The organism is Streptomyces montanus (genome assembly GCF_005786655.1).
GTDB classification, from domain to species: domain Bacteria; phylum Actinomycetota; class Actinomycetes; order Streptomycetales; family Streptomycetaceae; genus Streptomyces; species Streptomyces sporangiiformans.
Genome location: NZ_VBZC01000009.1, coordinates 163810 through 186966, shown reverse-complemented (window position 1 = coordinate 186966; position 23157 = coordinate 163810). Strand labels below are relative to the sequence as shown.

21 protein-coding genes and 1 pseudogene are annotated in these 23157 nt (G+C 68.8%); 6 read left to right on the top strand and 16 right to left on the bottom strand.

The features are described from left to right. Positions 1–93 precede the first annotated feature (93 nt). From FE633_RS10515 to FE633_RS10505, 3 genes are all read right to left on the bottom strand, one after another. A complete protein-coding gene (locus FE633_RS10515) occupies positions 94–852 on the bottom strand; it encodes a TetR/AcrR family transcriptional regulator (protein WP_138044838.1) in 759 nt (252 codons plus the stop codon). A gap of 188 nt (positions 853–1040) precedes the next feature. Beyond that, positions 1041–2300 (bottom strand): cytochrome P450 family protein, encoded by a 1260-nt coding sequence (locus tag FE633_RS10510; RefSeq protein WP_138044837.1) that lies wholly within the window; start codon positions 2298–2300, stop codon positions 1041–1043. Between the two features lie 124 nt (positions 2301–2424). Then, a complete protein-coding gene (locus tag FE633_RS10505; RefSeq protein ID WP_138044836.1) occupies positions 2425–3120 on the bottom strand; it encodes a ScbR family autoregulator-binding transcription factor in 696 nt (231 codons plus the stop codon). Between the two features lie 289 nt (positions 3121–3409). Here FE633_RS10505 and FE633_RS10500 point away from each other — a divergent pair, with 289 nt between their 5' ends. Next, a complete protein-coding gene (locus FE633_RS10500; RefSeq protein WP_246113545.1) occupies positions 3410–5497 on the top strand; it encodes an acyl-CoA dehydrogenase family protein in 2088 nt (695 codons plus the stop codon). A gap of 146 nt (positions 5498–5643) precedes the next feature. Here FE633_RS10500 and FE633_RS10495 read toward each other — a convergent pair whose 3' ends face one another. After that, the gene (locus FE633_RS10495; protein ID WP_138044835.1) at positions 5644–7110 is read right to left on the bottom strand and encodes a serine hydrolase domain-containing protein; all 1467 of its coding nucleotides are present in this window, start codon (positions 7108–7110) and stop codon (positions 5644–5646) included. A 149-nt stretch (positions 7111–7259) separates the two neighbouring features. Here FE633_RS10495 and FE633_RS10490 point away from each other — a divergent pair, with 149 nt between their 5' ends. Next, a complete protein-coding gene (locus FE633_RS10490) occupies positions 7260–7997 on the top strand; it encodes a TetR/AcrR family transcriptional regulator (protein ID WP_138044834.1) in 738 nt (245 codons plus the stop codon). A 23-nt stretch (positions 7998–8020) separates the two neighbouring features. Here the strand turns inward: FE633_RS10490 and FE633_RS48245 are convergent. The 6 genes and pseudogenes from FE633_RS48245 to FE633_RS10460 form a co-directional block, all read right to left on the bottom strand. Then, a pseudogene (locus FE633_RS48245) lies at positions 8021–8146 on the bottom strand (TetR/AcrR family transcriptional regulator); the annotation flags it as partial. A 49-nt stretch (positions 8147–8195) separates the two neighbouring features. Beyond that, on the bottom strand, positions 8196–9278 hold the full coding sequence (locus FE633_RS10480; protein WP_246113544.1) for an SMP-30/gluconolactonase/LRE family protein: 1083 nt from the start codon (positions 9276–9278) through the stop codon (positions 8196–8198). A 148-nt stretch (positions 9279–9426) separates the two neighbouring features. Then, positions 9427–10242 (bottom strand): oxidoreductase, encoded by an 816-nt coding sequence (locus FE633_RS10475; RefSeq protein WP_138044833.1) that lies wholly within the window; start codon positions 10240–10242, stop codon positions 9427–9429. Positions 10243–10661: 419 nt separating this feature from the next. Further along, entirely contained in the window at positions 10662–11063 is a 402-nt protein-coding gene (locus FE633_RS10470) for an alpha/beta hydrolase fold domain-containing protein (RefSeq protein WP_246113543.1), read from the bottom strand. Positions 11064–11388: 325 nt separating this feature from the next. Next, on the bottom strand, positions 11389–11979 hold the full coding sequence (locus FE633_RS10465) for a TetR/AcrR family transcriptional regulator (RefSeq protein WP_138044832.1): 591 nt from the start codon (positions 11977–11979) through the stop codon (positions 11389–11391). 246 nt (positions 11980–12225) lie between these two features. Continuing rightward, entirely contained in the window at positions 12226–12726 is a 501-nt protein-coding gene (locus FE633_RS10460; protein WP_138044831.1) for a PaaI family thioesterase, read from the bottom strand. A 104-nt stretch (positions 12727–12830) separates the two neighbouring features. Here FE633_RS10460 and FE633_RS10455 point away from each other — a divergent pair, with 104 nt between their 5' ends. Then, on the top strand, positions 12831–13298 hold the full coding sequence (locus FE633_RS10455) for a winged helix-turn-helix transcriptional regulator (protein WP_138044830.1): 468 nt from the start codon (positions 12831–12833) through the stop codon (positions 13296–13298). Between the two features lie 1002 nt (positions 13299–14300). Here FE633_RS10455 and FE633_RS10440 read toward each other — a convergent pair. The 3 genes from FE633_RS10440 to FE633_RS10430 all read right to left on the bottom strand — a co-directional run bounded on the left by FE633_RS10440 (position 14301) and on the right by FE633_RS10430 (position 17472). Next, positions 14301–15218 carry an alpha/beta hydrolase gene (locus tag FE633_RS10440; RefSeq protein ID WP_138044829.1) on the bottom strand — a complete coding sequence of 306 codons (918 nt, stop codon included), beginning with the start codon at positions 15216–15218 and terminating at the stop codon, positions 14301–14303. A 64-nt stretch (positions 15219–15282) separates the two neighbouring features. After that, complete coding sequence (locus FE633_RS10435) at positions 15283–16344, bottom strand: alkene reductase (RefSeq protein ID WP_138044828.1); 1062 nt, start codon at positions 16342–16344, stop codon at positions 15283–15285. Between the two features lie 336 nt (positions 16345–16680). Continuing rightward, a complete protein-coding gene (locus FE633_RS10430; protein ID WP_138044827.1) occupies positions 16681–17472 on the bottom strand; it encodes an SDR family NAD(P)-dependent oxidoreductase in 792 nt (263 codons plus the stop codon). 472 nt (positions 17473–17944) lie between these two features. Between FE633_RS10430 and FE633_RS10425 the strand changes: the two genes are divergently transcribed. Further along, entirely contained in the window at positions 17945–18511 is a 567-nt protein-coding gene (locus FE633_RS10425) for a TetR/AcrR family transcriptional regulator (protein WP_138044826.1), read from the top strand. Positions 18512–18741: 230 nt separating this feature from the next. Here the strand turns inward: FE633_RS10425 and FE633_RS10420 are convergent, their stop codons facing one another. Beyond that, on the bottom strand, positions 18742–19215 hold the full coding sequence (locus FE633_RS10420) for a winged helix-turn-helix transcriptional regulator (protein WP_138044825.1): 474 nt from the start codon (positions 19213–19215) through the stop codon (positions 18742–18744). Between the two features lie 197 nt (positions 19216–19412). On the opposite strand from FE633_RS10420, the gene FE633_RS10415 reads away from it, so the two are divergent. Continuing rightward, positions 19413–20426, top strand: a complete 1014-nt coding sequence (locus FE633_RS10415; protein WP_138044824.1) for an NADP-dependent oxidoreductase — start codon at positions 19413–19415, stop codon at positions 20424–20426. A 233-nt stretch (positions 20427–20659) separates the two neighbouring features. Here FE633_RS10415 and FE633_RS10410 read toward each other — a convergent pair whose 3' ends face one another. Both FE633_RS10410 and FE633_RS10405 read right to left on the bottom strand, forming a co-directional pair. Next, the gene (locus FE633_RS10410) at positions 20660–21670 is read right to left on the bottom strand and encodes an enoyl-CoA hydratase/isomerase family protein (protein ID WP_138044823.1); all 1011 of its coding nucleotides are present in this window, start codon (positions 21668–21670) and stop codon (positions 20660–20662) included. Positions 21671–21736: 66 nt separating this feature from the next. Continuing rightward, the gene (locus FE633_RS10405) at positions 21737–21895 is read right to left on the bottom strand and encodes an iron-containing alcohol dehydrogenase (protein WP_138044822.1); all 159 of its coding nucleotides are present in this window, start codon (positions 21893–21895) and stop codon (positions 21737–21739) included. Positions 21896–22057: 162 nt separating this feature from the next. Here FE633_RS10405 and FE633_RS10400 point away from each other — a divergent pair, with 162 nt between their 5' ends. Next, positions 22058–22969, top strand: a complete 912-nt coding sequence (locus FE633_RS10400) for an alpha/beta hydrolase (protein WP_138044821.1) — start codon at positions 22058–22060, stop codon at positions 22967–22969. Positions 22970–23157 lie beyond the last annotated feature (188 nt).

The window sequence follows — 23157 nt, the reverse complement described above, 5'->3', positions numbered from 1 at the left end:
CGAAAAGGCGTGGACCGATCCGCCCACCAGGGGCGCCGGTTCACGCCTTGGAAAAGAACAACAGGTCAGCGGGCCCGAGCCGCAGACGGACCGTCAGCCGGCGCCCACCCGCCGCCCCGAAGCGACCAGTTCCTCAAGCGTCGCCCCCGCGGCGAGCCGCGGCAGCAGCAGCGCCCAGAACCGCGTCAGCGTCCCCTGCGACAGCCACTGCGCGTCGTGACTTCCCAGCGCACCGAATCCCACGGTGGCCGCGACCACGGTGTTCGCGGCGTCCTGCGCCGACACGTCCCGCGCAAGCGCCCCTTCCTGATCGGCCTTGGCGAGCACACCCTCCACCCACTCCTGCCACCGCCGCCGCAGATCCTCCCCGTCCACCGAGGACTCCAGGGACTCGCTCAGATCGAACCCGGCCCGAAGGATCACGTCATGTCCCAGCGCCTGAAGCAACGCGTGTGTCGTATCGACCAACACCTGCAGGGCGCCACCGACCTCCCCCACGTACGAGCCCGAACCCGCACCCGAGATCGCGTCTGACCCCGCGCCCGGACCCGCACCCGAGATCGCGCCTGACCCCGCGCCCGAACCCGCACCCGGGATCGCGCGTGCCCCCGAACCCGAGCCCGCCGCCCCGTCGGTCGTGATCTGCCGCAACCGCTGCGCCGCCGCCTCCCACACCGCCGCACCCAGCGCCGCCTTGCTGGCGAAATGGAAGTGGAGGGCCCCGTTACTGACGCCGGCCCGCGCACTGATCATGGACAGGGACACCACTTCGAAGCCGTCCTTGCTGAACAGCTCCGCCGCTGACTCGATCAACGCGTTGCGCGTGCGTACCGCACGTTCCTGTTTGGCCATCGGGCGCTCCGTTGCTGCCTATGGTGAGGGTGCCGGGAGTGGCCCACCATAACAAACCGCTTGCGCGGTTTCTAGCCGTGGAGTGCACGAACCCAGTGCGCGAACCCCTCGGGTGCCCGGCAACGAAAACACGGAACTCCGGAGTCCGTTCCGACTCCGGAGTTCCGTTCGAGCTCACACCGCAACCATCAGCGAACCCCGGACTCGACCCCCGCCCGAGACCCACCGCGAAGAACCACGGGCAAGGACCCGTACCCATTGACGATGAACGACTCCACCGGCTCGACCGAGTCCACCGGCACCGCCGCCGTCACCTCCGGAAAGCGCTCGAACAACGCCGCCAGAGCAACGCCCGCCTCGATCCGCGCCAACGGCGCGCCCAGGCACCGATGCACGCCGTGCCCGAAGCCCAGGTCCTCACGCCGACCCGGCCGCAGCAGATCGAAGACGGCGACATCGTCCCCGTACGCCTCGGGGTCCTGGGACGCGGCCGCGAAGGAGACGAGGATCGGGTCCCCCTTCCGGATCACCACCTCGTCGAGCTCTATGTCGTCGACGGCGAACCGCATCGGCGAGTACGCCGCCGGACTGTGCGTCCGCAGCGTCTCGTCCACCACGTCCGCCCAGCCGGCCCGCCCGCCGCGGACATGCGCGAGCTGTTCGGGGTGGGCGAGCAGCGCGCCGACGGCGTTGGTGATGAGGGTGCAGGTCGTCTCCTGACCTGCCGCGATCATGAGGTACAGGGTGCCGAGGAGCTCCTGTTCGGTGAGCCCGCCCTCGGTGTCCCGGGCCTCGATCAACGCGGACGTCAGATCGCCGCCGGGGTTCGCCCGCTTCTCGGCGACCAGCTGGGCCAGCATTCCGAAGACCTCTACGTGGGCGGCTGCCATCTTCTCCGCCGGCACGGCCGTGCCGAACACCAACTCCAGGGCCGCGCACAGGGGTTCACGCCCCTCGTCCGCGACCCCGAACAGCTCGCAGATGACCCGCATCGGCAGGAGCTTGGCGAACCGGGCCCGCAGATCGACCTCTTCCCCGGCCGGCACGGCGGCGAGTTCGTCCAGCAGCCCGGCGGTGATCTCCTCGACCCTCGGACGCAGGGCCTCGCTCCGGCGCGCGGTGAACGCCCCCGCGACCAGCCGCCGTAACCGCGCATGGCTCTCCCCGTACGCGAAGAGCATGTTCTCGTTCGCCACCCACGGGTACAGCGGCCACTCCTCGCCTATGCGCCCCTCGATGAAGTCCGGCCAGTGCTGTCTCGCGTCCTTCGACACCCGGGAGTCCAGCAGCAGTTGCTTGACGTACTTCTGCCGGACCGCGGCCCAGGCGGTCACTCCACCCGGCAGCTCCACCTCGGCCACGGGCCCGCGCGAGCGCAGCTCCGCGGCCTCTCCCCCGAGATCGCGCCCCATCACGTCCAGCGCATACGGGCATGCGGTCATGTCCATCCGTGCACTCCGTTCGGTTGGTCGTTGCGTTTCGCGTGGTCGCGCTGTCGCGCGTGGTCGCACTTACGCACACCGAGGAGAACAGTCCCCCGTCGATGATTCAGTCGGTGATTCAGTCGGTGATTCAGTCGGTGATTCCGACCGTGGCCGCGGCTTCCGCGTCACGCAGTTTCACGGCCTCTTCGTAGACCTGTGTCCCGCGCTGCGGCGAGAAGTCCAGGCGTACGAGCACGCCCGGCACCGCGATGGACGGCATCAGATGCCGGTAGAGGTCCGCCACCCGCTCCGCCAGGTCCGCGCGGCCGGTCATGATCCGCGACAGGACCTGTACGCCGGTGAAGGCGCCGACGAACAGCTTCGCCAGCGGGGCCACATCGGCGTGCGGCAGGACCTCCCCCTTCACCTTGGCCTGCTCGAAGAGCGACTCCGTGTGGTCCTGCCAGGCCTGCATCGGGACCCGTCGGTTGAGGTGGTCCCTGGGCGAACCCTGGTCCACCGTGAGGCGCACGCCGCCCTGGACGATCGGGTCCCCCGTGTCCTGCTTGAGCAGATACGCGAGCAGCAGCGCCTCGTCCAGTGACTGCTGGAGCTTCAACTCCCGCTCGGGCACCCGCGGAAGCGAGGTGACCTGCTCCGCGAGGACCGCCTGGGCGAGCTCTTCCTTGGACGTGAAGTGGAAGTACAGGGCGCCCTTGGTCATACCCGACTTCTTCAGGACGTCCGAGATCGTCGCCGCTTCGTATCCGACCTCGTCGAACACCTCGGCCGCCGCGACCAGGATCGCCCGCCGCGTCCGAATGGCTCGCTCTTGCCGCGCCACAAGGAACCTCCGTACCAGCCCGCCCAGCGGGAAAAGAGACCAGAAGGTCCGCACCTTACAGCGGGAGACCTCCCGGCTCAGAATAAAACCATCCACTCGGTTTCTCAAGTATGCCCGAGAACCAACCATCAACCCCTTCGCTACCAGCAAAAATGCACAACTTGACCCAAAGGTTCCACCAAAACCGCCAGGAAATCCAGAAAGCGCCTTGAAAACAAAACCGGTTGGTACGTATCTTCGGTGGCGGTCATTCACATCCGACCGGTTACCCAGACCCAGGGGGGGTTCGATGGCAACCGCGCTGACGACCGAAACGTCGCGGACGGACAGATCCAACGAACGAGAGGTCATCACGGCCTCCAGCACCATCGGCACCGCAGGCACCACAGGAACCATCGGCGGCACCCAAGGCGCCCATGACCAGGGCACCATGCCCACGCACACGAGAACCAAATCTGCGGTCAACTCCGCGGCAAACTCGGCAGCCAACTCCGCGGCAAGCTCGGCGGCCGATGAACTGGCACAACTGCTCTTCGAGGGCGCCGACCGCGAGCGTGTGCACGGGGCATGGCGCCGGCTTCTGTCCGGCAAGGAGTTCACGTACCGGCCCGGACTGGCACCGGACGAGCGGGCGGCCCTCTCGTACGACCGACTGCGGCTGCTCAACTCCGCGGCCGGCGACCCGGCGGAGCTCACGACCGATCCGCACCGCCTCGCCGGTCTGCACGAGTGGACGGGGCCGGTTGACGGAGGGCTGACCACCCTCGCGAGCATCCACTACAACCTGTTCCTCGGCAGCATCCTCGACCACGACGGCGGCCAGTTCCGCGACCTGTCCCGGTTCACCTCGCTTCAGCACACGGGAACGTTTCTGTGCACCGAGCTGGAGCACGGCAACGACGTGGCGTCGATGGAGACCGTCGCCGTCCACGACCGGTCGACCAACGGCTTCTACCTGAACACGCCGAACCCCGGCGCCCAGAAGTTCATGCCCAACACCAGCCTGACGGGCGGCCCCAAGACCGCCGTGGTCGCCGCGCGTCTCATCGTCGACGGCGAGGACCAGGGCACCTTCCTCTTCCTGACCCCGCTCAGCGACGAGAACGGTCATCTCCCCGGGGTCCGGGTCCGGCAACTGCCCCAGCGCACCGGTACCCCGGTCGACCACTCCCTCACCGCCTTCGACCACGTCTGGCTGCCGCGCGAGGCACTGCTGGAGGCGGAACACGGACGCCTGGGCACGGACGGGACGCTGACCAGCAATCTCGGCAACAAGCGCAAACGACTGCTCCGTTCCATCAACCGCGTCACCATGGGCAAGCTCTGCATGAGCGCCGGCACCCTGGGCATGTCGCGAGCCGCGCTGGCCATCGCGGTGCGCTATGCCCACAGCCGCATCCTGGCCGGTCCGAGGGCCGGCGAGCGCATCCCGCTGGCCGCCCACCGCAGCCACCACGGCCGCCTGCTGCACGCGCTGGCGACGGGGTACGCGATGACGTTCCTGCACCGTTCAATGGTCAACCGATTCGCCCTGCACACGGAGGAGGACCGGGCGGAGGTCGAGCGTGACGTGGCCGTCGCCAAGGGCTGGATCACCTGGCAGGCCCGCGCGATCACCACGGAGTGCCGGGAGCGGTGCGGGGCGCAGGGGCTGTTCCCGGCGAACGGCCTGGCCGATCTGCCGCTGAACATCGAGGGCGGCATCACCGCCGAGGGCGACAACCTGGTGATCTGGGTGAAGGCCGCCTCCGAGATGGTCTTCGGCCACCAGGTGGCCCGTACGGGCCAAGTCGGCCACGTGTCCGGCCGGAACGACGGGGACGACCGGGACGACGGGGACGACCGGGACGACGGGGACGACCGGGACCTCACCGACCTGACCTTCCTGCGCGATCTGCTCGCCGAGGTCGAACACCTCTGGCAGGGCCGGGCGCGCACCGCTCTGCGCGAGGGCCCGTCGGGCGACCCGGTCGGCCGCTGGAACGTGACGTCGGCCGCCGCCCTCGAGATGGTCTCCGCGCACGCCCGCCTGCAGGCGGCGGACGCCTTCCTCGGGGCAGCGGCACGGGCCCGGGACCCCCGATCCCGTTTCCTGATGGAGGGCCTGTGCAGGTTGTTCCTCCTCAAGCAACTCGGCGAGCACACGGGGGACCTGCTCGCCGAGGGCCATCTGACGCCCGATCACGTACGGGCCCTGCCGAAGGCCGTCGACACGGTCATCGGTGATCTCGCCCCGCACATGATGACTCTCGTCGACGCCTTCGACCTGCCGGCCGAGGTTCTGTCGAGCATTCCGATCGCGAGCGGCGGATCGATTGTGCGGACACTCGGTGAGGCGGCGGAGCCGATGACCGAAAGGCTCGCCGCGCTCTGCTGACCAGGTTCACGCAGGCGCACTTGATGGACGTACTGCGCTGACGTACTGCATCGACGCACTGCGGCGGCCGGGGTGGGAGCCCTGGTCGCCGCAGTCCATGTGCTGTGTGACGCGTGGAGTTGTGTGACGCGTGGGCGCGAGCGAGATCACGCCACCTTGGGCGCGGCCCGCATCCCGATGTACACGCACCCCGTGCCGTCCGCGAGCGTGGAGAACACCACCGGCATCCAGTCCGCGCTGTAGGCCCCGGAGCCCGGCCCGGCGAAGACGTTCTCCGACACCGGCACGAGGTCCATCTCCAGCGGCGGCGAGAAGTCCTTCATCCCGTCGACGAACTCGTAGACGAGGTGCGCCTTCCCCTCTTCCCCGTCGCCCGTGACCGTGACCGTGATGAGCACGCCCTCGCGCTTGTACGTGCCGGCATACGGCGCGATGTCCACCGCGGGCGGCTGCGCGGGCGGCCCGAACGGGTCCGGCATCCGCACGTCGGCGAGGTCGGCGAGCAGCTCGCCGAAGAGTTCCTCGTAGAGCCTGCGCGCGTCGCCGCCGTTGGTGAGCAGCACGAGCGCGACGCCCGCCTCGGGGACGACACGGAGGAACCCGTACTGCCCGATGGAGGCGCCGTCGTGTCCGAAGCCGGGCTTGCCGAACCAGTCGTAGAGAGTCCAGCCGAGTCCCCAACCGTCCGCGCTCACCGTCCACTTGTCGGGTACGTCGACCTCGCGCCGCTGCATGGCGGCGACGCTCCGGGCGCTCAGCAGCCGGGTGCCGTCCTGAGCCAAACCGCCGTCGAGATGCATCCTGGCGAGCCGGGCGACGTCGCCGGCCGTGGCCAGCACTCGCCCGTACGGCCCGGCCGAGCGCGGCATGAGATCCCACGCGGGCGCAGGATCGGGGTCCTGTCCGAGCTCCCCCAGGTGCCCCATGGCGACCCGGTGGGAGAGCGCCTCCTCGGGCAGCGTCATCGTGCCGCCGAGCCCAAGTGGCTTGATCAGCCACTCCTTGAGGGCGTCGTCCCACGTCCGATCGGTCAGCACCTCGACGATGCGGCCGAGCACGTTGTAACCGAGGCTGCTGTACGAGACCGCCGTGCCGGTCGGGCAGTCCAGTCCCACCTCCTTGGCGGCCTCGACATAGCGCGCGATGCAGTCGTCGCCGCGCCCGGAGTCATAGGTGAAGTCGCAGGTGAGCCCGCTGGTGTGGGAGAGCAGCCGGCGGGCGGTGATGGTCTCGGTGGCCTCCGGGTCACCGACGGCGAAGTCCGGGAGTACGTCCTTGACGGGGGCATCGAGATCCAGTTTCCCGGCGTCGACCAGCTGCATCACGAGGGTGGCGGTGTAGATCTTGGCGAGCGAGCCGACCTGGAAGACGGAGTCGGCGGTGGCCTCCACTCCGGTGCCGCGGTGCAGTAACCCGCTGGCCAGTTCGTGGATGCGCCCGCCTGCGAGCACGGCGAGCGAGGCACCGGGCACATGGTGGGCGGCGCGGAGCCGGTCGAGGCGGGCCTGCCAGTGGTCGAGAGAGAAGCCCCGGCCCTTCGATTCCGTCGCCCCCCAGCTGCCGGATGCCTCCCAGTCGCCCTTCGCGTCCCAGGTCACGTTCGCCGCTGCCATGACTCCTCCTCCAAGGAGCGATACGTACGTCGTACCGCTCTGCGAACACTGTACGCATGACGGTGCAGCGTTCGCAATCTTTCGCGGCGTACGCTGAATGCGTATGGTGTGCGCACCATTTACCGACCGCTGAGCCAGGAAGGTCGCCCATGCCCACCCGAAAGCAGGCCGTCCAGTCGGTGTGGACCCGACCCCAGGGCCGACGGGAACAGCCCGCCCTGAGCCAGGAGCAGATCGTCAGCGAGGCGGTGCGACTGCTGGACGCGGAGGGCATCGACGCGCTGAGCATGCGCAAGCTCGGCGCCCGCCTGGACGCGGGCGCGACCTCGCTCTACCGGCACGTGGCCAACAAGGACGAGCTGATCGAACTGGTCGTGGACGAGATCTACGGCGAGATCGAGGTACCGGCGGCCGACGACACGGGCGCGGACTGGCGCGAGGCGGCCGCGCACTTCGCCCACAGCCTGCGCGCCGCGATCCTGCGCCACCCCTGGATCGCCTCGGCCCTCGGCGAGCTGGGCCTGTCCCACCTCGGCCCGAACATGATGCGGCTCTCGGAGGACATGCTCACCCTCTTCTCCCGGGCGGGCTTCCCTCTGGACGAGGCGGACCAGGCCGTCCGCACCCTCTTCGCCTACGTCACCGGCATGACCACCAGCGAGGCGGCCTGGCTGACGACGGTCGCCCGCAGCGGCCAGACCGAACAGGACTGGCTCGACCGCCTCTGGCCCGCCGCCGAAGAGGCCGTCCAGGGCCACCCCCACCTCCGCGAGGGCTACACGGAAGCCCGCGGCAGGGACCCCCGCGAGTCCCGCGACAACAACTTCCACTACGGCCTGGACCGAGTCCTGGACGGCCTGGCCACCCGCCTCCCACCAGCACCGTAACGCCCCGAACACCACGACCAGGCCCCTGCCCCCAGCAGGAGCGTCGCGACTCCGGAGCCGTCGATGCCGTCCCGCTTGAGCCGACGGCCGGCCGTCGCGATGATCCGCTGCCTTGTCTCCCGCTTGTGTTCTTTCGTGTACCGCACGATGTGTTCCTCAATGGCAGCCGGAGCTTGCGCCCGGCTGCCGCTGGTCAGGTCAGTGTGCCGCGCCTGCAAGGAGAGCAGCGAAGTTGATCCTCCCGGTCTGCAGTTTCGCGTCGTGGGGCTCGGGGACCCCGCCGTCGGTGATGTACAAACGGTCGCCGCGAACGGCGGTGGCGGAGGGTGAGGCGAGACCGTCCGCGCTGGTCAGGACGGGCTTGTAGGTGCCGTTGGGGTAGATGACCACGATCCTGTCCGGGCCGTTGTTCGAGGAGGAGCCGTTCTGCGCCGCGAAGACCACGTCGGAGCGGGGGGTCAGGAAGCTGAGGTCGTCGATGTTGGGCAGGCCGCCCGCGACGAGGCGGATGGGGCCGGCGGTGCCGGTGGTGGTGACCGGTATGCGCAGCAGTGTTCCCTTGTTGAAGTTGCTGACCCACAGGGCGCCGTTGTGGAACCGGAGCCCGTTGGCGCCGATCGGCAGTGCTTCGGTCGGCACCGGGGCGAGAGCGGGATCGGTCAGCCACGGGGTCGCCGATCCGCCGGAGGCCGGAACGGACCAGATGATGCCCTTCAGGCTGTCCGCGATGTAGAGGGTGCGTCCGGCCGCATCGATGGCCAGCCCGTTGGGGCCCGAGTCGGCGGGCAGAGCGGCGATGCGCTGAGGGGCACCGTCCTCACGCAGCGCGTATACGCCGTTCCTGGCCGCGTTGCCCGGGGCCCACACGCTGTAGTAGACGGTGCCGTCACTGCCACGGGTGTTGCCGCTGATCGCCTCACTCACCTGCCCGGTGACGAGCACCGTGCGCTCTCCGGACGGGGAGATACGCATCAGCTGCGGCCCATGGGTGCGCTCGCACACCGCGCAACTGCCGAGCATGGACAGGGTCACTGAGCCGTCGGGGTTGGCGGTGATGTTCTCGGGGATCTCGCCGGCGGCGTAGTCGAACTTCGCCGCGGTCGTTACGTCGGTGACAACGGGTCCGCCATACGAGTGTCCCGTCCCTGCGGACGCGGACGGCGCCGACCCCAGGACGGCCGCCGTCACGGTGACCGCCAGCGCGATTCCGGCGTTCTTCTTCAGAAAACGCCTTGCGCGCGATGTACTGCGCCGGGCCGTTTGCTGGCGTTGCTGCTGCATGCCTCTCCTTGGCAAATCAACGAGTAACTGATCAATGGACCTTCGGCGACATCAGCGATGTCGGGTACATCGGAGATATGCGGGCGGAACCGGCGACCTTGAAGCCGGACCGGGATGTCATCGGCGCCTTTGAGGCCGGACCTTGATGTCAGGCGGGCAGGCGGTTGTTCTTGCGGATCTGCTTGTCGAACGTTCCGGCGGGGACGAGGCGGCGCGCCGTGGTGACGCGTGAGGCCAGCGGGCCAGCGGTGTAGCGCAGCTTCGGCTTCTTGTCGGTGGCCGCGGTGACGATCGCTTTGGCGACGACGGCGGGGTCGTCGCCGTCCTTCATCGCCTGCACGATGACCTCGTCGAAGGCGCGCCGTCGCTCCGCGTACAGCGGCAGCGGGGTGTCGGGCTGCATGGCGTTGGTGTCGAAGCTGGTCTTGGTGTAGGCGGGCTGGACGAGGAGGACCCGGACGCCGTGCTCGCGGACCTCGTGGTCCAGCGACTCGGAGTAGCCCTCGATGGCGTGCTTCGACGCGACATAGAGGGCCATGAAGGGCTGGGGGGCGACCCCGAGTACGGACGAGATGTTGATGACGCGTCCTCCACCCTGGGCGCGCATGTGCGGCAGGACGGCCTTTGTCATACGGACGACACCCAGGACGTTGACGTTCAGGACGCTCTGGGCCTGGGCGACGGAGTTCTCCTCGACGGCGCCCGCCGAGCCGATGCCTGCGTTGTTGACCAGGACGTCGATGCGTCCGAACCGGTCGATCACCTCTCTGACCGCGGCGGTGGCCGAGTCGTCACTGGCCACGTCGAGATCGAGGTACGTCACACCGGCGGGCGGGGTGAGTCCGGAGGTCTTGCGGCCGGTTCCGATCACCTCGAAACCCGCCGCGACGAAGGCGCGGGCCGTCTCCTTGCCGATCCCCGATGAGGCACCTGTCACGAGCGCCACGGGCCGAGTTGTCGCCATCACGAGCTCCCTTGGTTTTGAATTACGTTCGTATGCCTTACGTTCGTACGACCATATGGTGGTCGTCGGTCGATGGCAAGGGGTCACGTCCGGCGATCCGAGAAAGTTCTGGGAAACGTGGGGTGCGGTACGGGAAAGACCACGAGCGGACGACGGGCAGTTGACCGAGACGGCCGGCCCTCGCATCACCCGAGAGGGCAAGCGAACGGTTTCGGGATCACCGCGGGTGGCGCAGGGGGCGCCACCGGGTACAGCTGGTGGCACCAGTCCCGGCTGTCGCTGTGGACGACAGCATCTACGCGCTCACCTCGGGAGATGCGTCCGAGCACCCCTTCCCGCCCGATCCCGTTGCCGCCGCCGTGAGGACGAAAACCCTCTCCGCGATCTGCATGTCGATCTGCCTTCACTTTCGGTCGGCCTCACAGTGCGCCCTCCAGGGCCCGTGCCTGCCGACGCCAGAACTCCCGCGAGACCTCGGCCTTGGGAAACACGAAGTCGAAGCCGTGGAAAGCGCCGGGGACGACGTCGAGGTCGCAGGGGACGCCGCTGTCACTCAGCCGACGCGCGTACTCGACGTCTTCGTCGTGGAAGAGATCGAGGGTGCCGACGCCGATCCAGGCCGGCGGCAGACCGGTGAGATCCTCGCGGCGGGCCGCGGCCGCGTACGGGGAGACGTCCGGGCCCGCGACGGCGTCGCCGAGGTAGGACGACCAGCCGTACCGGTTGCTCTTGGGCGTCCAGACGCGCACCTTGAGGGTGTCCAGGTCGGTTCTCGTCGTCGTGCGGTCGTCCAGCATGGAGTAGAGGAGCAGTTGGAACACCGGCCGGATCTCGGCCCGTCCGCTACGAGGTCCTCACCTGCAGCGTCGACGGCCGCCCGGTACGCACAGCAACAGACTCCGCCGCCACGTCGGCCAGGCGCCGCCTCACTCAGCCTGGCGGCGGCACCCGATCCGCTGTCGCCGACCCGCCCGGATTGAATCGTCCGGTTCGGCTGTGGTCTGGAGCGGCCAGTCCGCGAGGAAGTTGGCCATGCCCTTCGAGAAGAGATCCCCGGTGGCGTCGGCTGCGTCCCAGCTGGAGAGAACCTGCCGGCTTCGGACCGCTCCCCCGAGAGCCACGGCCTGGGGCCAGGGATGTGGTGCGTCAGACGCGCTGCCCGGCGTCCAGCAGGGCGAGGGCGTTGTTGATCCCCTGATCGAGGAGCTCCTTGGCGAGTTGGCTGTCGGTCAAGGCGCGGGAAAGCTGCAGTGTCCCGGCCATCAGGCCGAGGAGGCTGAGCGCCTTCACACGTGCGGAGGACGGGGCCTCGGGTGCCATGCGGGCGGCAATGCCGTCGATGAGGACCAGCACGCCGTCGGTGTACGCCTGCCTGGTTGTGTCGGTGCAGCGCCCGATCTCGTCGAGCAGAGCGGCGTTGGGGCAGCCGTCGCCACGGCTGTCGCGGTGCTGGGGCGACAGGTACCCCCGCACAATCTGCTCGAGTCCGGCACGGCCAGGAGCAGCCCGCGCGACGACGCTCTCGGCCTGCACTTTCAACTGGTCGGCGATTGCCGTGGTGACGAGGTCATCTTTGGATTCGAAGTGGGCGTAGAAGGCCCCATTGGTCAGCCCCGCGTCCTTCATGAGCGTCGAGACCCCGGAGCCGTCGATACCGTCCTGCTTGAGCCGGCGGCCCGCCGTCTCGATGATCCGCCGCCTCGTCTCCGACTTGTGCTCTTTTCCGTACCGCACCACAGCACACGCTCCTTCGCCGACCGGAAGGACCGGTTGCCCTTCACCGACTTCGCCAGTCTATGATATTGCGAACGTAATCCAAAGAGTCGACAGCGGCGGCGGCGCGGCCGGCTACACCGTCCACGCCGCCCGAGCAGAGCACCCGACACCCGACACCCAGGGGCAGCGGGCCGCCGCCGAGTGGAACTTCGATGCACTCGCTGTTGCCCCGGCCGCCCCCACGGACCGACGGCCCTGCCTGCGGAGTCACACCCGAGGGGCGGGTACCGGGAAGAGCATGCAGCTGCTGGTGGCGTGGGCGAGCAGTCGGTCCGTCGCGTCGACCAACTGGGCCTGAGCGAGGGCGGTTTGGCGTCCCCTGTTGACGACCGTGCCGATGGCGCGCACCGTGCCGGTGTCCACGGTGATCGGCCGCAGGAACTTCACGGTCAGGTCGAGCGAGGTGTACGCCATGCCCTGCGGGAGGGTGGACTGGACGGCGCAGCCCGCCGCCGAGTCGAGCAGGGTGGCGAAGACGCCGCCGTGGACGCTGCCGATCGGGTTGTAGTGCTCCTCGCCCGGTGTCAGCGAGAAGACCGCCCTGCCGGGCTCCACCTCATCCAGGGCGAAGTCGACGGTGGAGCTGATCGGCGCCCTCGGCAGCCGCCCCGCCCGCACCTCGCGCAGGAAGTCGATGCCGGCCATGCGCCCGGCAGCCTCCGCCGAGATCGCGGGATCGTCCCAGTGATATGTACGCGTTCGCCCCACGGTCCAGCGCCTCTCCCTCTGACTGTCAGCTGACTTTTCCAAGTGAAGCTAGACTTTTGCCCACCTGACTGTCAATGACGAAGCCAGACCCTTACGATGGCGGCATGGAGTGGCTTGAGGCGAGCACGGAGAACTGCCCCGTCCAGCGCACGCTCGACGTGATCGGGGAGAAATGGACTCTGCTGATCCTGCGTGACGCCGTCAACGGAGTCCGCCGCTTCGACGACTTCCACCGCCACATCGGCCTGTCGGAGGCCGTCCTCAGCGACCGCCTCCGGAAGCTGATCTCGGCCGGGATCCTCAAGACCGCCCCCTATCGGGAGCCGGGCAGCCGCTCCCGCAACGAATACCGCCTGACCCGCAAGGGCTGGGACCTGTGGCCCGTCCTGATGGCACTGAGCCAGTGGGGCGAGACGCACGCCCTCGGCCCCGAGGGCCCCGTGCTGGACGTCCGCCACACCGACTGCGAGGCCCCGGTCCGCGTCGTCGTCGAGTGCTCCGCGGAACACTCCCCCCTCACTCCCCGTGAAGTCACCGCCCGGCTGGGAACAGGCGCCCGCCTCCGGTCGTGAGCCATCGACCTCGCGGTCGCGGGCCAGACACCGATGAGACATTGCGCCCTTGTCCCCCGGCTGGATGCCGCGCGAGACGAGCAGGTTCGCGACGCGGTTGGCCGCCGCGGCGTCGAGAGCTCTGTACGTGATGCGGTCGTCACCGAAGACGATCGCGGTGCGCTCCGGGTAACCCGTCTGGACGAAGTCCGGAGGCCGCACGAAGCCGTCGACTTCCCGGCCCAGCAGCGCGGCGAACTCGATGGTGATGAGATCGCCCCCGCTTGGGCCCATGGCCCGCAGACCGATGGGCAGTCCGCTCCTGCCTCTGCGCACCGAGATGGCCGTCGCCCGACCGAAGGTTCTCCGCAGGGCAGGACCTGCGTCGCCGGGTGGGTGCTCGACGAGCCGGGCCGGCAGGGCGGCGTAGGAGGCAGGAGCAGGGGCGATGCGGTCGTAGCTGAACGCACCGTAGACCAGGGGCAGGAAGGCCGGCTGGTGGTTGGTCGCGATGTCGACGGGGAGGCTCGTCGGCTGGACTGCGGACCTTGGCGCCGGCCGCCCCCGAAGCACGGTGAGTACGTCGTCGACGGCTGTGGCGACGTCGCTGTCGACCGGGCGTGACGGATCCTCGGCCAGGACGGCGACCCGAGAGTCGACGAGCTTGGTCGCGCGCGGCGGTGCGCGCGTAGCTGAAGCCGCCGTCGTGGTCGGCAATCCCGACCGTCGTCTGCCGGACCGGGACCAGGTCGCGGGCGTCGCGGACCTGCGCGCCACCGCAGGCCATGTCGGCGTCCGTTCACCGTCCCGATCCGGCAGGCGCGCGGATCTTGCGACTGCCGCGCCCGGACCGCTAAGCGGGTCCGGGGAAGTGCGGGTGCGTTCCCGCGTCGTTCGGTGCGTGCTCTCGGCGTGCCGGACGAATGTCCTCGTAGCGGAGCTACTTGGGCCTTTGGCCGGTGCGGCGAGAGTGCGTGCCGGGCGGCGTGGGGGCGTGCCTGAACTTCCCCGGGGCCGCTTAGGTCAGATCTTCGTCTTCTCCCGGACCCACGCGCCGATCTGTGCGATGGCGGCGTCGACCTCCGGAACCCGGCCGGCACCGTAGACGTACGAGTGCTGGCCTCCCGGGACCACAACGGTCGCCGTGTCGATTCCGGCGTCCTTGACGCGAGCGGCGAACTCCTCGTCCTCGCCGGCCAGGACCTCGTACGTTCCCCAGGAGACGAGGGTCGGGGGCAGGCCGCTCAGGTCCGCCCGGTTCAGATTGATCCGGGCGTCCGTGAACTCGATGCCCGTGCCGCCGATCCAGGCATCCCGGAAGAACTGCAGCAGTTCCTTGCTGAGTATCTTGTCCGTCTCGGCCTTGGTCGCCATGGTCTCGTTGGCGATCTCGAGGTCGCACCAGGGGGAAATCGACACGATGGCGCCGGGCAGCGGCTGCTTCTTGTCGCGGAGGCGAAGCGCCAGGGCGACAGCGATGAACCCGCCGATCGAGTGGCCGATCGTGATGATGTTTCCCGGCTCATACCCTTCGGAGAGCAGCCAGTTGAAGGCCGCCTCCGCGTCGTCCACCTGAGCCGGGTACTTGTGTTCCGGTGCTCGCCGGAAGTCCAGGACCAGTACAGGTGCCCCTGCAGCCTTGGCGATATGGCCGGCGAGCTTTCGGTCGACGAACGCCGACGACAGAACGGAGCCCCCGGCGTGACCGTGCAGGAGGACGTAGTCGGTGTTGGCGTCGACGGGTTCGCACCAGATTCCCAGAACGCCACCCGCGTCCACCTCCCGATAGGTGACGCCTTCCGGCTCCCGGGCCTTGAGATGGACGCCCTCCGACACGATGCGCATCGCATCCAACTCGGACTCGGGAATCGCCAGTCCGGCCATGAAGTCCGCGAATTCGATTGCTTCCGGGCTCAGTTCAACTGCAGCGTGATCAGACATGTGGCACCTCCATGGGGCCATTTGGGCATACCGGGCCGCCAGGATCGGTATCGCCGGGGTTTTGTCAGGCGGTGTGGGTGGGGTAGTCGGTGTAGCCGGCGTCGCCGCCGCCGTAGAAGGTGGCGGGGTCGGGGGTGTTCAGCGGCGCGCCGGTGCGTACGCGCTCGACGAGGTCGGGGTTGGCGAGGGCCATCACGCCGACGGTGACGATGTCGGCCAGGCCGTCTTCGATGTCCTTGGCGCGGGTGGCGATGTCGGTGCCGGCCCGGTTGAGAACCAAGGTGTTCGGCCACAGCTTGCGGAGGGTGTGCAGGAGTTCGTCGTCGCCGCCGTGGCCGATGTGCAGGTAGGCGAGGTCGAGCGGGGCGAGGGCGCGCACGAGTGTCGGGTGCAGCTCGTGGGTGTCGCTCTCCGCGATGTCGTTGAACGGGTTGCCGGGAGAGATCCGGAAGCCGGTGCGGCCGGCGCCGATCTCGTCCGCCACGGCGGTGGCGACCTCGACGGCGAAGCGGATGCGGTTGTCGAGGGAGCCGCCGTAGCGGTCGGTGCGCTGGTTGGTGTTGGTGGCGAGGAACTGGTGCACGAGGTAGCCGTTGGCGCCGTGGATCTCGACGCCGTCGGCGCCGGCCGCGACGGCGGCCGCGGCGGCGCGGCGGAAATCGTCGACCGTCGCGGCGACCTCCTCGGTGGACAGCTCGCGCGGTACAGGCATCTCCTGAGGGCCGGACGGGGTGAACATGGTGCCCGCCGGCTGGACCGGGGAGGGGGCGACCGGCTGCCGGTGGTGGGGGGTGTTGTCGGGGTGGGACATCCGTCCGACGTGCATGAGCTGAATGACGATGCGACCGTCGACGCCGTGCACGGCGTCGGTGACCTTGCGCCAGCCGGCGATGTGCTCCTCGGAGTAGATGCCGGGGGTGAGCAGGTAGCCCTGGCCGTCGGCGTTGGGCTGGGTGCCCTCGGTGATGATGAGGGCGTGCGAGGCGCGCTGGGCGTAGTACTCGGCGTTCAGCTCGGTGGGTATGCCTTCCGGGGTGGACCGGTCCCGTGTCATGGGGGCCATCGCCAGCCGGTGCGGCAGGGAGATCTCCCCGGCGACAATCGGGTTCCACAGGGCATTCAGCATGGATGTTTCCTCAAATAAGAGTGGGAGAGAGCTGTGGGGTGGCGGGCTGCCTGCCCCGCGGGGAGCGCGTTGGTGGTGACCGGCGGGATGGGCCCGGTGACCTTCCACCGTGGAAGGCCGACTGCGTGGAGGGGCAGTCGACGGTGCGGACGGGCTTACAGCCGGGCACATGACCGCCGCCCATGCATGCGGTGCTGGGCCCCGGCTGTTTGTACGGGCAGGGGGAGGAGGCCGAGTGCGTCGGTCTTCCCCCACGCCACAGGACGCATCGGTCGTGTGCGGCAGCGGCCGTGCCGTTGTCACAAGGGGACTGCCGCACGGGAATCGGAGCTGCGGTCAGCCGCGGTAGCGATCGGCCGGGACCCGCTGCGACAGGTTCGGGACGAGCGTCTGACGCGCCTTCTCGAACGACTCCCAGTCGCTGATCTGAGGCAGTGACGGGATGGTGACGGGCTCCCCGGCGTCGAGCCCGGCGAGCGCCGCGTCGACGGCGTCGTCCGCGCTCATGATCGTCTCGTCGGGAAATACCGCGAGGTCGACGCCGGAGCGGTCCCAGAGCTCCGTGCGGACAGCACCCGGCAGCACGGCCTGCACCGTGACGGGGCTCTCGGCGAGTTCCTGCTGCAGGACCTGGGTGAACATCAGCACGTAGCTCTTGGTGCCGCTGTAAACGGCGCTGCCGGGCATGATGTTGAGGGCCAGGGCAGAGGAGATGTTCACCACGGTGCCGTGCCCGCGGGCCGTCAGGCCCGGCAGGACCGCGGTGGTCAGCCTGGTCAGCGCTGTCACGTTGAGGTTGATCAGTGCCTCGGAGGCCGCCGCGTCGGAGGTTGCCAGCGGCGTGAACATCCCCCCGCCGGCGTTGTTGATCAGTACCTCGATGCTCTCGTCGGTCCGCAGACGCTCCTCGACCACGGAGATCTGCGCCGCATCGGTGAGGTCGGCGGTGACGACGTCCACTGCACGGCCCGTGCGGCTGCGGATGTCCGACGCCAGCGTTTCCAGCCGCGCAGTGTTCCGGGCCACCAGGATCAGGTCGTAGCCCCGGTCGGCAAGCCGCTGCGCGTAGGCGGCCCCCAGGCCGGCGGACGCACCAGTGACGACGGCGCTCATGTTCTGCGAGGTCATGTGGTGGATCTCATTTCTGGTCTGGCGAATGAGTAGAGGCCAAAGCGTCGGCCTCGATTTAGATTACGATAGATATCTAAAGCCGTCCAGCCAACGGTTTACTGCCCTCACGACGAGCACGCGAGCACGGAACGACGCCCCTGCGGAGGCCTGCACGGTGCACACGCGCCGAGCACAACGCGAGCCGCCTCCAACCGGCGCCGGATCACCCCCGGCCGCTGGGCGCGAGCAGCTCGGTCTCCGGCGTCTCCTCTCAACCGCACCCCGGCACGGATGCATCGCACGGTCGGAAGCCGCTTCCGGTTCGGACCGCGGGCCCACGAGCTCCTCGCCTTGCGACAGCGAGAAAGAGCCGTACGGAAAGAGGGTGCGTACGGAAAGAGGGTGCGTACGGAACGAGGGCGCTGCGACCGGCCGCCGGCACTTCGCATATGATAGATGCGATTTGCTATCTAACGTGGGCAGGTGACTGATGAGTCGCGTTTCGCAAGCACAAGCGCTCGAGAACCGCAGGCGGGCGGTCGCCGCGGCCTCCCAGCTCTTCCGAGAGCGCGGCGTGAACGGCATCAGCGTCGCCGATCTGATGAAGTCCATCGGGCTGACCACGGGCGGCTTCTATAAGCAGTTCCCCTCCAAGGAGGCCCTGGTGGCCGAGGCGGCTCAAGCCGCTTTCGGGGACCTTGACCTACTCCTGGCTTCGTTCGATACGGCCCACGGCGATCACGACACCGCGCGCGACGCCCTCGTCGACTTCTACCTGTCGGCCGAGCACCGTGACCAGCCCGGCACCGGTTGCCCCACCGCGGGATTCGCAGGGGACATGGCTCGCGAGTCCACAGCCGGGGAGGTGCGCGAAACGTACGCAGCCGGGGTCGAGGAATTCGCGGCGTGGATGTCTACCGACGCCAACGACGGCCTTCCCGTGGTGGCCACCCTGGTCGGCGCGATCCTGCTTGCCCGGGCCACGGCGGGCACAGACCTGTCGGAGAAGATCCTGGAGTCGACCCACAAGGCCCTGACCGCACCACACGGGCCTTGACCCGGAATCCTGGACACGGGCTATGCGGCTGGGGCCCAACACCACGTGGTCAAGCGGTTGTTGGGCCCGTCAAGGGGACGAGTTTCCATGCGCCGACAAGGACGTACTTCCCGTAACCGATCTTGCGGAGGAGTCCGTCGGCGGCCCATTGGCCCATCTGTCGAAGCTGTGAGCGTTGCGGACGCGCAGGACGTTTGCGACCTCTCGACCTGACGCAACCCGCGCTCAGCTCACCCGGCGGGCCTCAGACGAAATGCAGGGCCGGGGACGCTCTCGATGTCTTCCGCCTGCACGGCGTGGCCCCGTTCGCAGCGGATCTGGGTGTCGACGTGCGCGCCGCATCCGCGGTGTCGCGCCAGTACGGCAGGGCCCTCCGGGTCGGCGCGGTAGCGGTCACCCCACTGCAGGAGCCCCATCACGGCCGGGACCAGATCCACGCCCTTGGGCGTGATCACATACTTCGGCCGGCTCCGCGAGCCCGCTTCCTTGTAGGTCTCGGTGGCCAGGATCCCTTCTTCCACCAGCATCCGGAGCCGCGCCGCGAGAAGGTTGCGAGGACAGCCCAGGACACGTTCGAAGTCGCCGAAGCGGGACGAGCCGTACCAGACCTCGCGCAGGATCAGGATCGTCCACTTCTCACCCACAACCTCAAGAGTCCGCGCGATCGAGCAGTTCGACGTGTCCCGGTCGAGTCGATGGTCCATGCCAGCGCCCTGAAGTGCTTCGGTCCTCGCATCCATGGGAGCGATACTAACCCCAGCTGAGTTTATTTTTCCATACTCAGCCGGTAGCGTCATGACCAGCACATCAACCCGGCCGCACGCGGGAAACGGGCGCGCAGGGGGACCTGCGCGACGAATCACATCGACCACTGGAACACCCACATGGAAAGGCGGCCGGCATGAAGGCATTCGTCGTCGAGAAGTACGGCAAGGACGGCGCACGCGCCGCAGAGGTACCCGAGCCCACGGTCGGAGACCGCGACGTCCTGGTCAGAGTGAGCGCCGCCAGTATCAACCCGCTGGACAAAATGGTCCGCAACGGGGAGTTCAAGCAGCTCCTGAAGTACAAGCTTCCCTTCGTGCTCGGCCACGACGTGGCCGGCGTCGTGACGCGGGTCGGCTCCGCCGTACACAGCCTCAAAGTCGGCGACGAGGTCTACGCCCGTCCGCGCGACCTGCGGATCGGAGGCTTCGCGGAGTTCATCGCGATCGACCAGGACGACGTCGCACCCAAGCCGGCTTCACTCACCCTCCAAGAGGCAGCCGCAGTGCCGCTGGTGGCCCTGAGCGCCTGGCAGGTCCTCGTTGACCGTGCCCACGTGAAGCCGGGGCAGAAGGTGCTCATCCACGCCGGTGCCGGTGGCCTCGGCTCGACGGTCATCCAGCTCGCCAAACACCTCGGCGCCACAGTGGCGACGACCACGAACACCAAGACCGAGAAGTTGGTCAGGAGCCTCGGTGCCGACGTCGTCGTCGACTACACCAAGGAAGACTTCTCGAAGGTGCTGTCCGGCTACGACCTGGTGCTGGACTCCCTGGGCGGAGCGAACCTCGAGAAGTCGCTGACCGTGCTGAAGCCCGGCGGCCTGGCCATCAGTGTCGTCGGCCCGCCGGACGCCGGCTTCGCCAAGCAGCTCGGCGCCCCCTCCTTCCTGGGCCTGGTCATGAACGTTCTCAGCCGAAAGATCCGCAAGCAGGCGAAGGCGCTGGGCGTTGGTTACCAATCCTTCTTCATGCAGGCCAACGGCTCCCAGCTCCGCAAACTCGGCGCCCTCTACGACAGCGGGAAGCTCCGCCCGGTCATCGACAGCACCTTCCCGTTCGACCAGACGCTCGAGGCGATGGCGCACGTTGAGCAGGGCCGCACCAAGGCCGGCAAGGTCGTGGTCTCGATGGTGCCCGACAACGACTGAGACCTTGCCGGCCACAGCCCCTCCGTCCGGCACGGTCACCGGAGGGGCGACGACGCCGTCGGCGATCCAATGGCGACTACGGTCGCGGAGAGCCGCCGTTGCAGGCGTCTCGGTGCCCTTCCGCACGCCATACGGCTCGCGGCACAGCGCGCCACACGGCTCTACGCCGACCCGAGCCGTGGTCAAGCCCTCGCACCCGTAGCGTGTCGGGAGCGTGATCACGGCGGACATGTTCAGGCCGGCAGCGTCCGTCCGCCGAGCGACGCACGTTGCCAGGTGGGACTGCGGTCCTTGTCGACCAGAGCCGCACGGACGCCCTCCAGGAAGTCCGGAGTGCGGATGGTCGTGCGCGTGAGGGCGAGTTCGGTGCCGAGGCACTCGCGCAACGTGCGCTGCCTGCCCCGGGCCAGCAGGGTGTGGGTGATCTCCAGGCTCTGCGGTGAGGCGGACTCCAGGGCGACCAGCGCGGCTGCCGCCCAGGGGGTGTCGAGGTGGCGCAGGCGTTTCTCGATCTCGCCGAGGGCCGGCGCGCCGAACGCCCAGTCCACGCCCCCGCGTACCTCCGCCAGCCTGCTGCCCGCCACCGGGGAGCGGCCGGCGAGGCGGTTCAGGACCACGTCCACCGGGTCGCCGGGGTTGTCGGCCAGCGCATCCCCGACCGCCTCGAGCCCGTCCGCGGGGACGAAGTGCGTGGCCAGCCCCGTGTACAGGGCGTCGGCCGCGTCGAGCCGATGCCCGGTCAGCCCCAGGTACATGCCGATCGCGCCGGGCAACCGCGGCAGAAAGTAGCTGGCCCCGACGTCCGGGAAGAACCCGATCCCGGTCTCGGGCATCGCCAGCACCGCGCGCTCGGTGACGACGCGGAAGCTGCCGTGGACGGACAGACCGAGACCGCCGCCCATGCACAGGCCGTCGATGAGCGACACGACCGGCACGGGATACTCGGCGATCCGGGCGTTGAGCCGGTACTCGGAGGCGAAGAACCGCTCACTGGCCTCGGCATCCCCGGCGAGGCTGTGCTCGCGGATCGTGCGGATGTCTCCGCCGGCGCAGAACGCCTTCGTGCTGGTGCTGGCAAGCACCACAGCGGACAGCGGTGTGTGCTCCCACCCGGCGAGCACGCGGTCGATGGCGGCGACCATGCCTGTCGTCAGGGCGTTGAGCGCCTTGGGCCGGTTCAAAAGGATCCGGCCGACGCCCCGGTGGACGTCGGCGAGAATCTCGACCGCAGCGGTATCAGTCATCGGTCGTCATCTCGTCTCCGCGCGGACCTGGCTGTCGTGGCCATCACGTTCCTCACTCGCCGGGTGTCAGGCGTAGATCTGCGCGTAGAGATCCTGGATCTCGTCCACGGTGGGTACGACGGGGTTGTTGGCGGGGGATCCGGACGCGAGCGCCTGCTCGGCCATGAGGGGCAACAGGCGGGACCACTCGTCCGTGTCGATGCCGTGGGCTTGAGGGGTGGGCACCTCAAGATCCTGGCACAGGGCTCGGAGCGCCTCCACGATGGGTGATTCCAACCCCACCTGAGTTTACTTTCCTATACTCAGCCAGTAGCGTCATGCCGAGCACATCGACCCGGCTGCCGCAGAGGAACCCGGCACGGCACCCGTCTGAGAAGGAGCACCACCATGGGAATCAGTCCAGAGGCACACGGGTTCGCGGAGTTCCTCGCGAGTGTGAGCGCGAAGTCGTCGACACCCGGCCTCGACCTGGCCGTCATCCGCGACATCGTCGACTCGAACCACAAGGCGTCGGCCGAGCCGGAAGGCGTCACCTACGCCGAGGTGGACGCGGGTGGCGTCCCCGCCCTGTGGGCCATCCCCGAGGGCGCCGACCCCGACCGGGCACTGCTCCACTTCCACTTCGGCGGATCCGTCACCGCTTCGATGCACTCCGACCGCAAGGCCGCCGGCCACATCGCGAAGGCGGCCGGAGCCCGCTCGCTCGTCGTGGACTTCCGCCTCGCGCCCGAACACCCCTACCCGGCGCAGCTCGACGATGCCGAGACGGCCTACCGGTGGCTGCTCTCGCAGGGCTACGAGCCGCGGAACATCGGCAGCACGGGCCACTCGATCGGCGGCACGCTCGCGGTGATGCTCCCGCTGCGTCTGCTCGCGAAGGGCGAGGCGACCCCGGGCGCGATCGTCAGCGTCTCGCCGTGGACCGACCTCACCATCCAGAATGCGTCGGTGGACGCGAACGAAGACAACGACAAGATGCTCAGCAGGAACACCCTCGAGCTCTTCCGGGGAGCCTGGCTGCAGGACCCCGGAGTGGACTTCGCCGACCCGCAGATCAGCCTCGCGAACGCCGATCTGACCGGCCTGCCGCCCACGACCGTCCACTACGGCGAATACGAGACCCTCGCCGACGACGGCGCCCAGCTCGGCCGCCGACTCGCGGACTTCAAGGTCACCTCCGAGGTCCACCCGATGCCCGAGGGCCAGCACTCGTTCGTCCTGGGCGCCGGGCGCGTACCCGAGGTGGACCAGGCGATCCAGCAGATGGGCCAGTGGCTCCGTAAGCACCTCGGCGCGTGAGCAGCAGCTGCACCTGACAGCGGGGCGGGGCCTGACGGCCAGGCGGCCGCACCACCGCGATGCCGGTGACCGGTCCGCCGGTCTCCGGCATCCTGCTCGACCATGCCGGCCGGCATGCGGTACTTGTGTCCGACGCCGTTCCACACGCAGCCCCACCACCGTCCCTCGATGCCGCAAAGGAGTGCGCG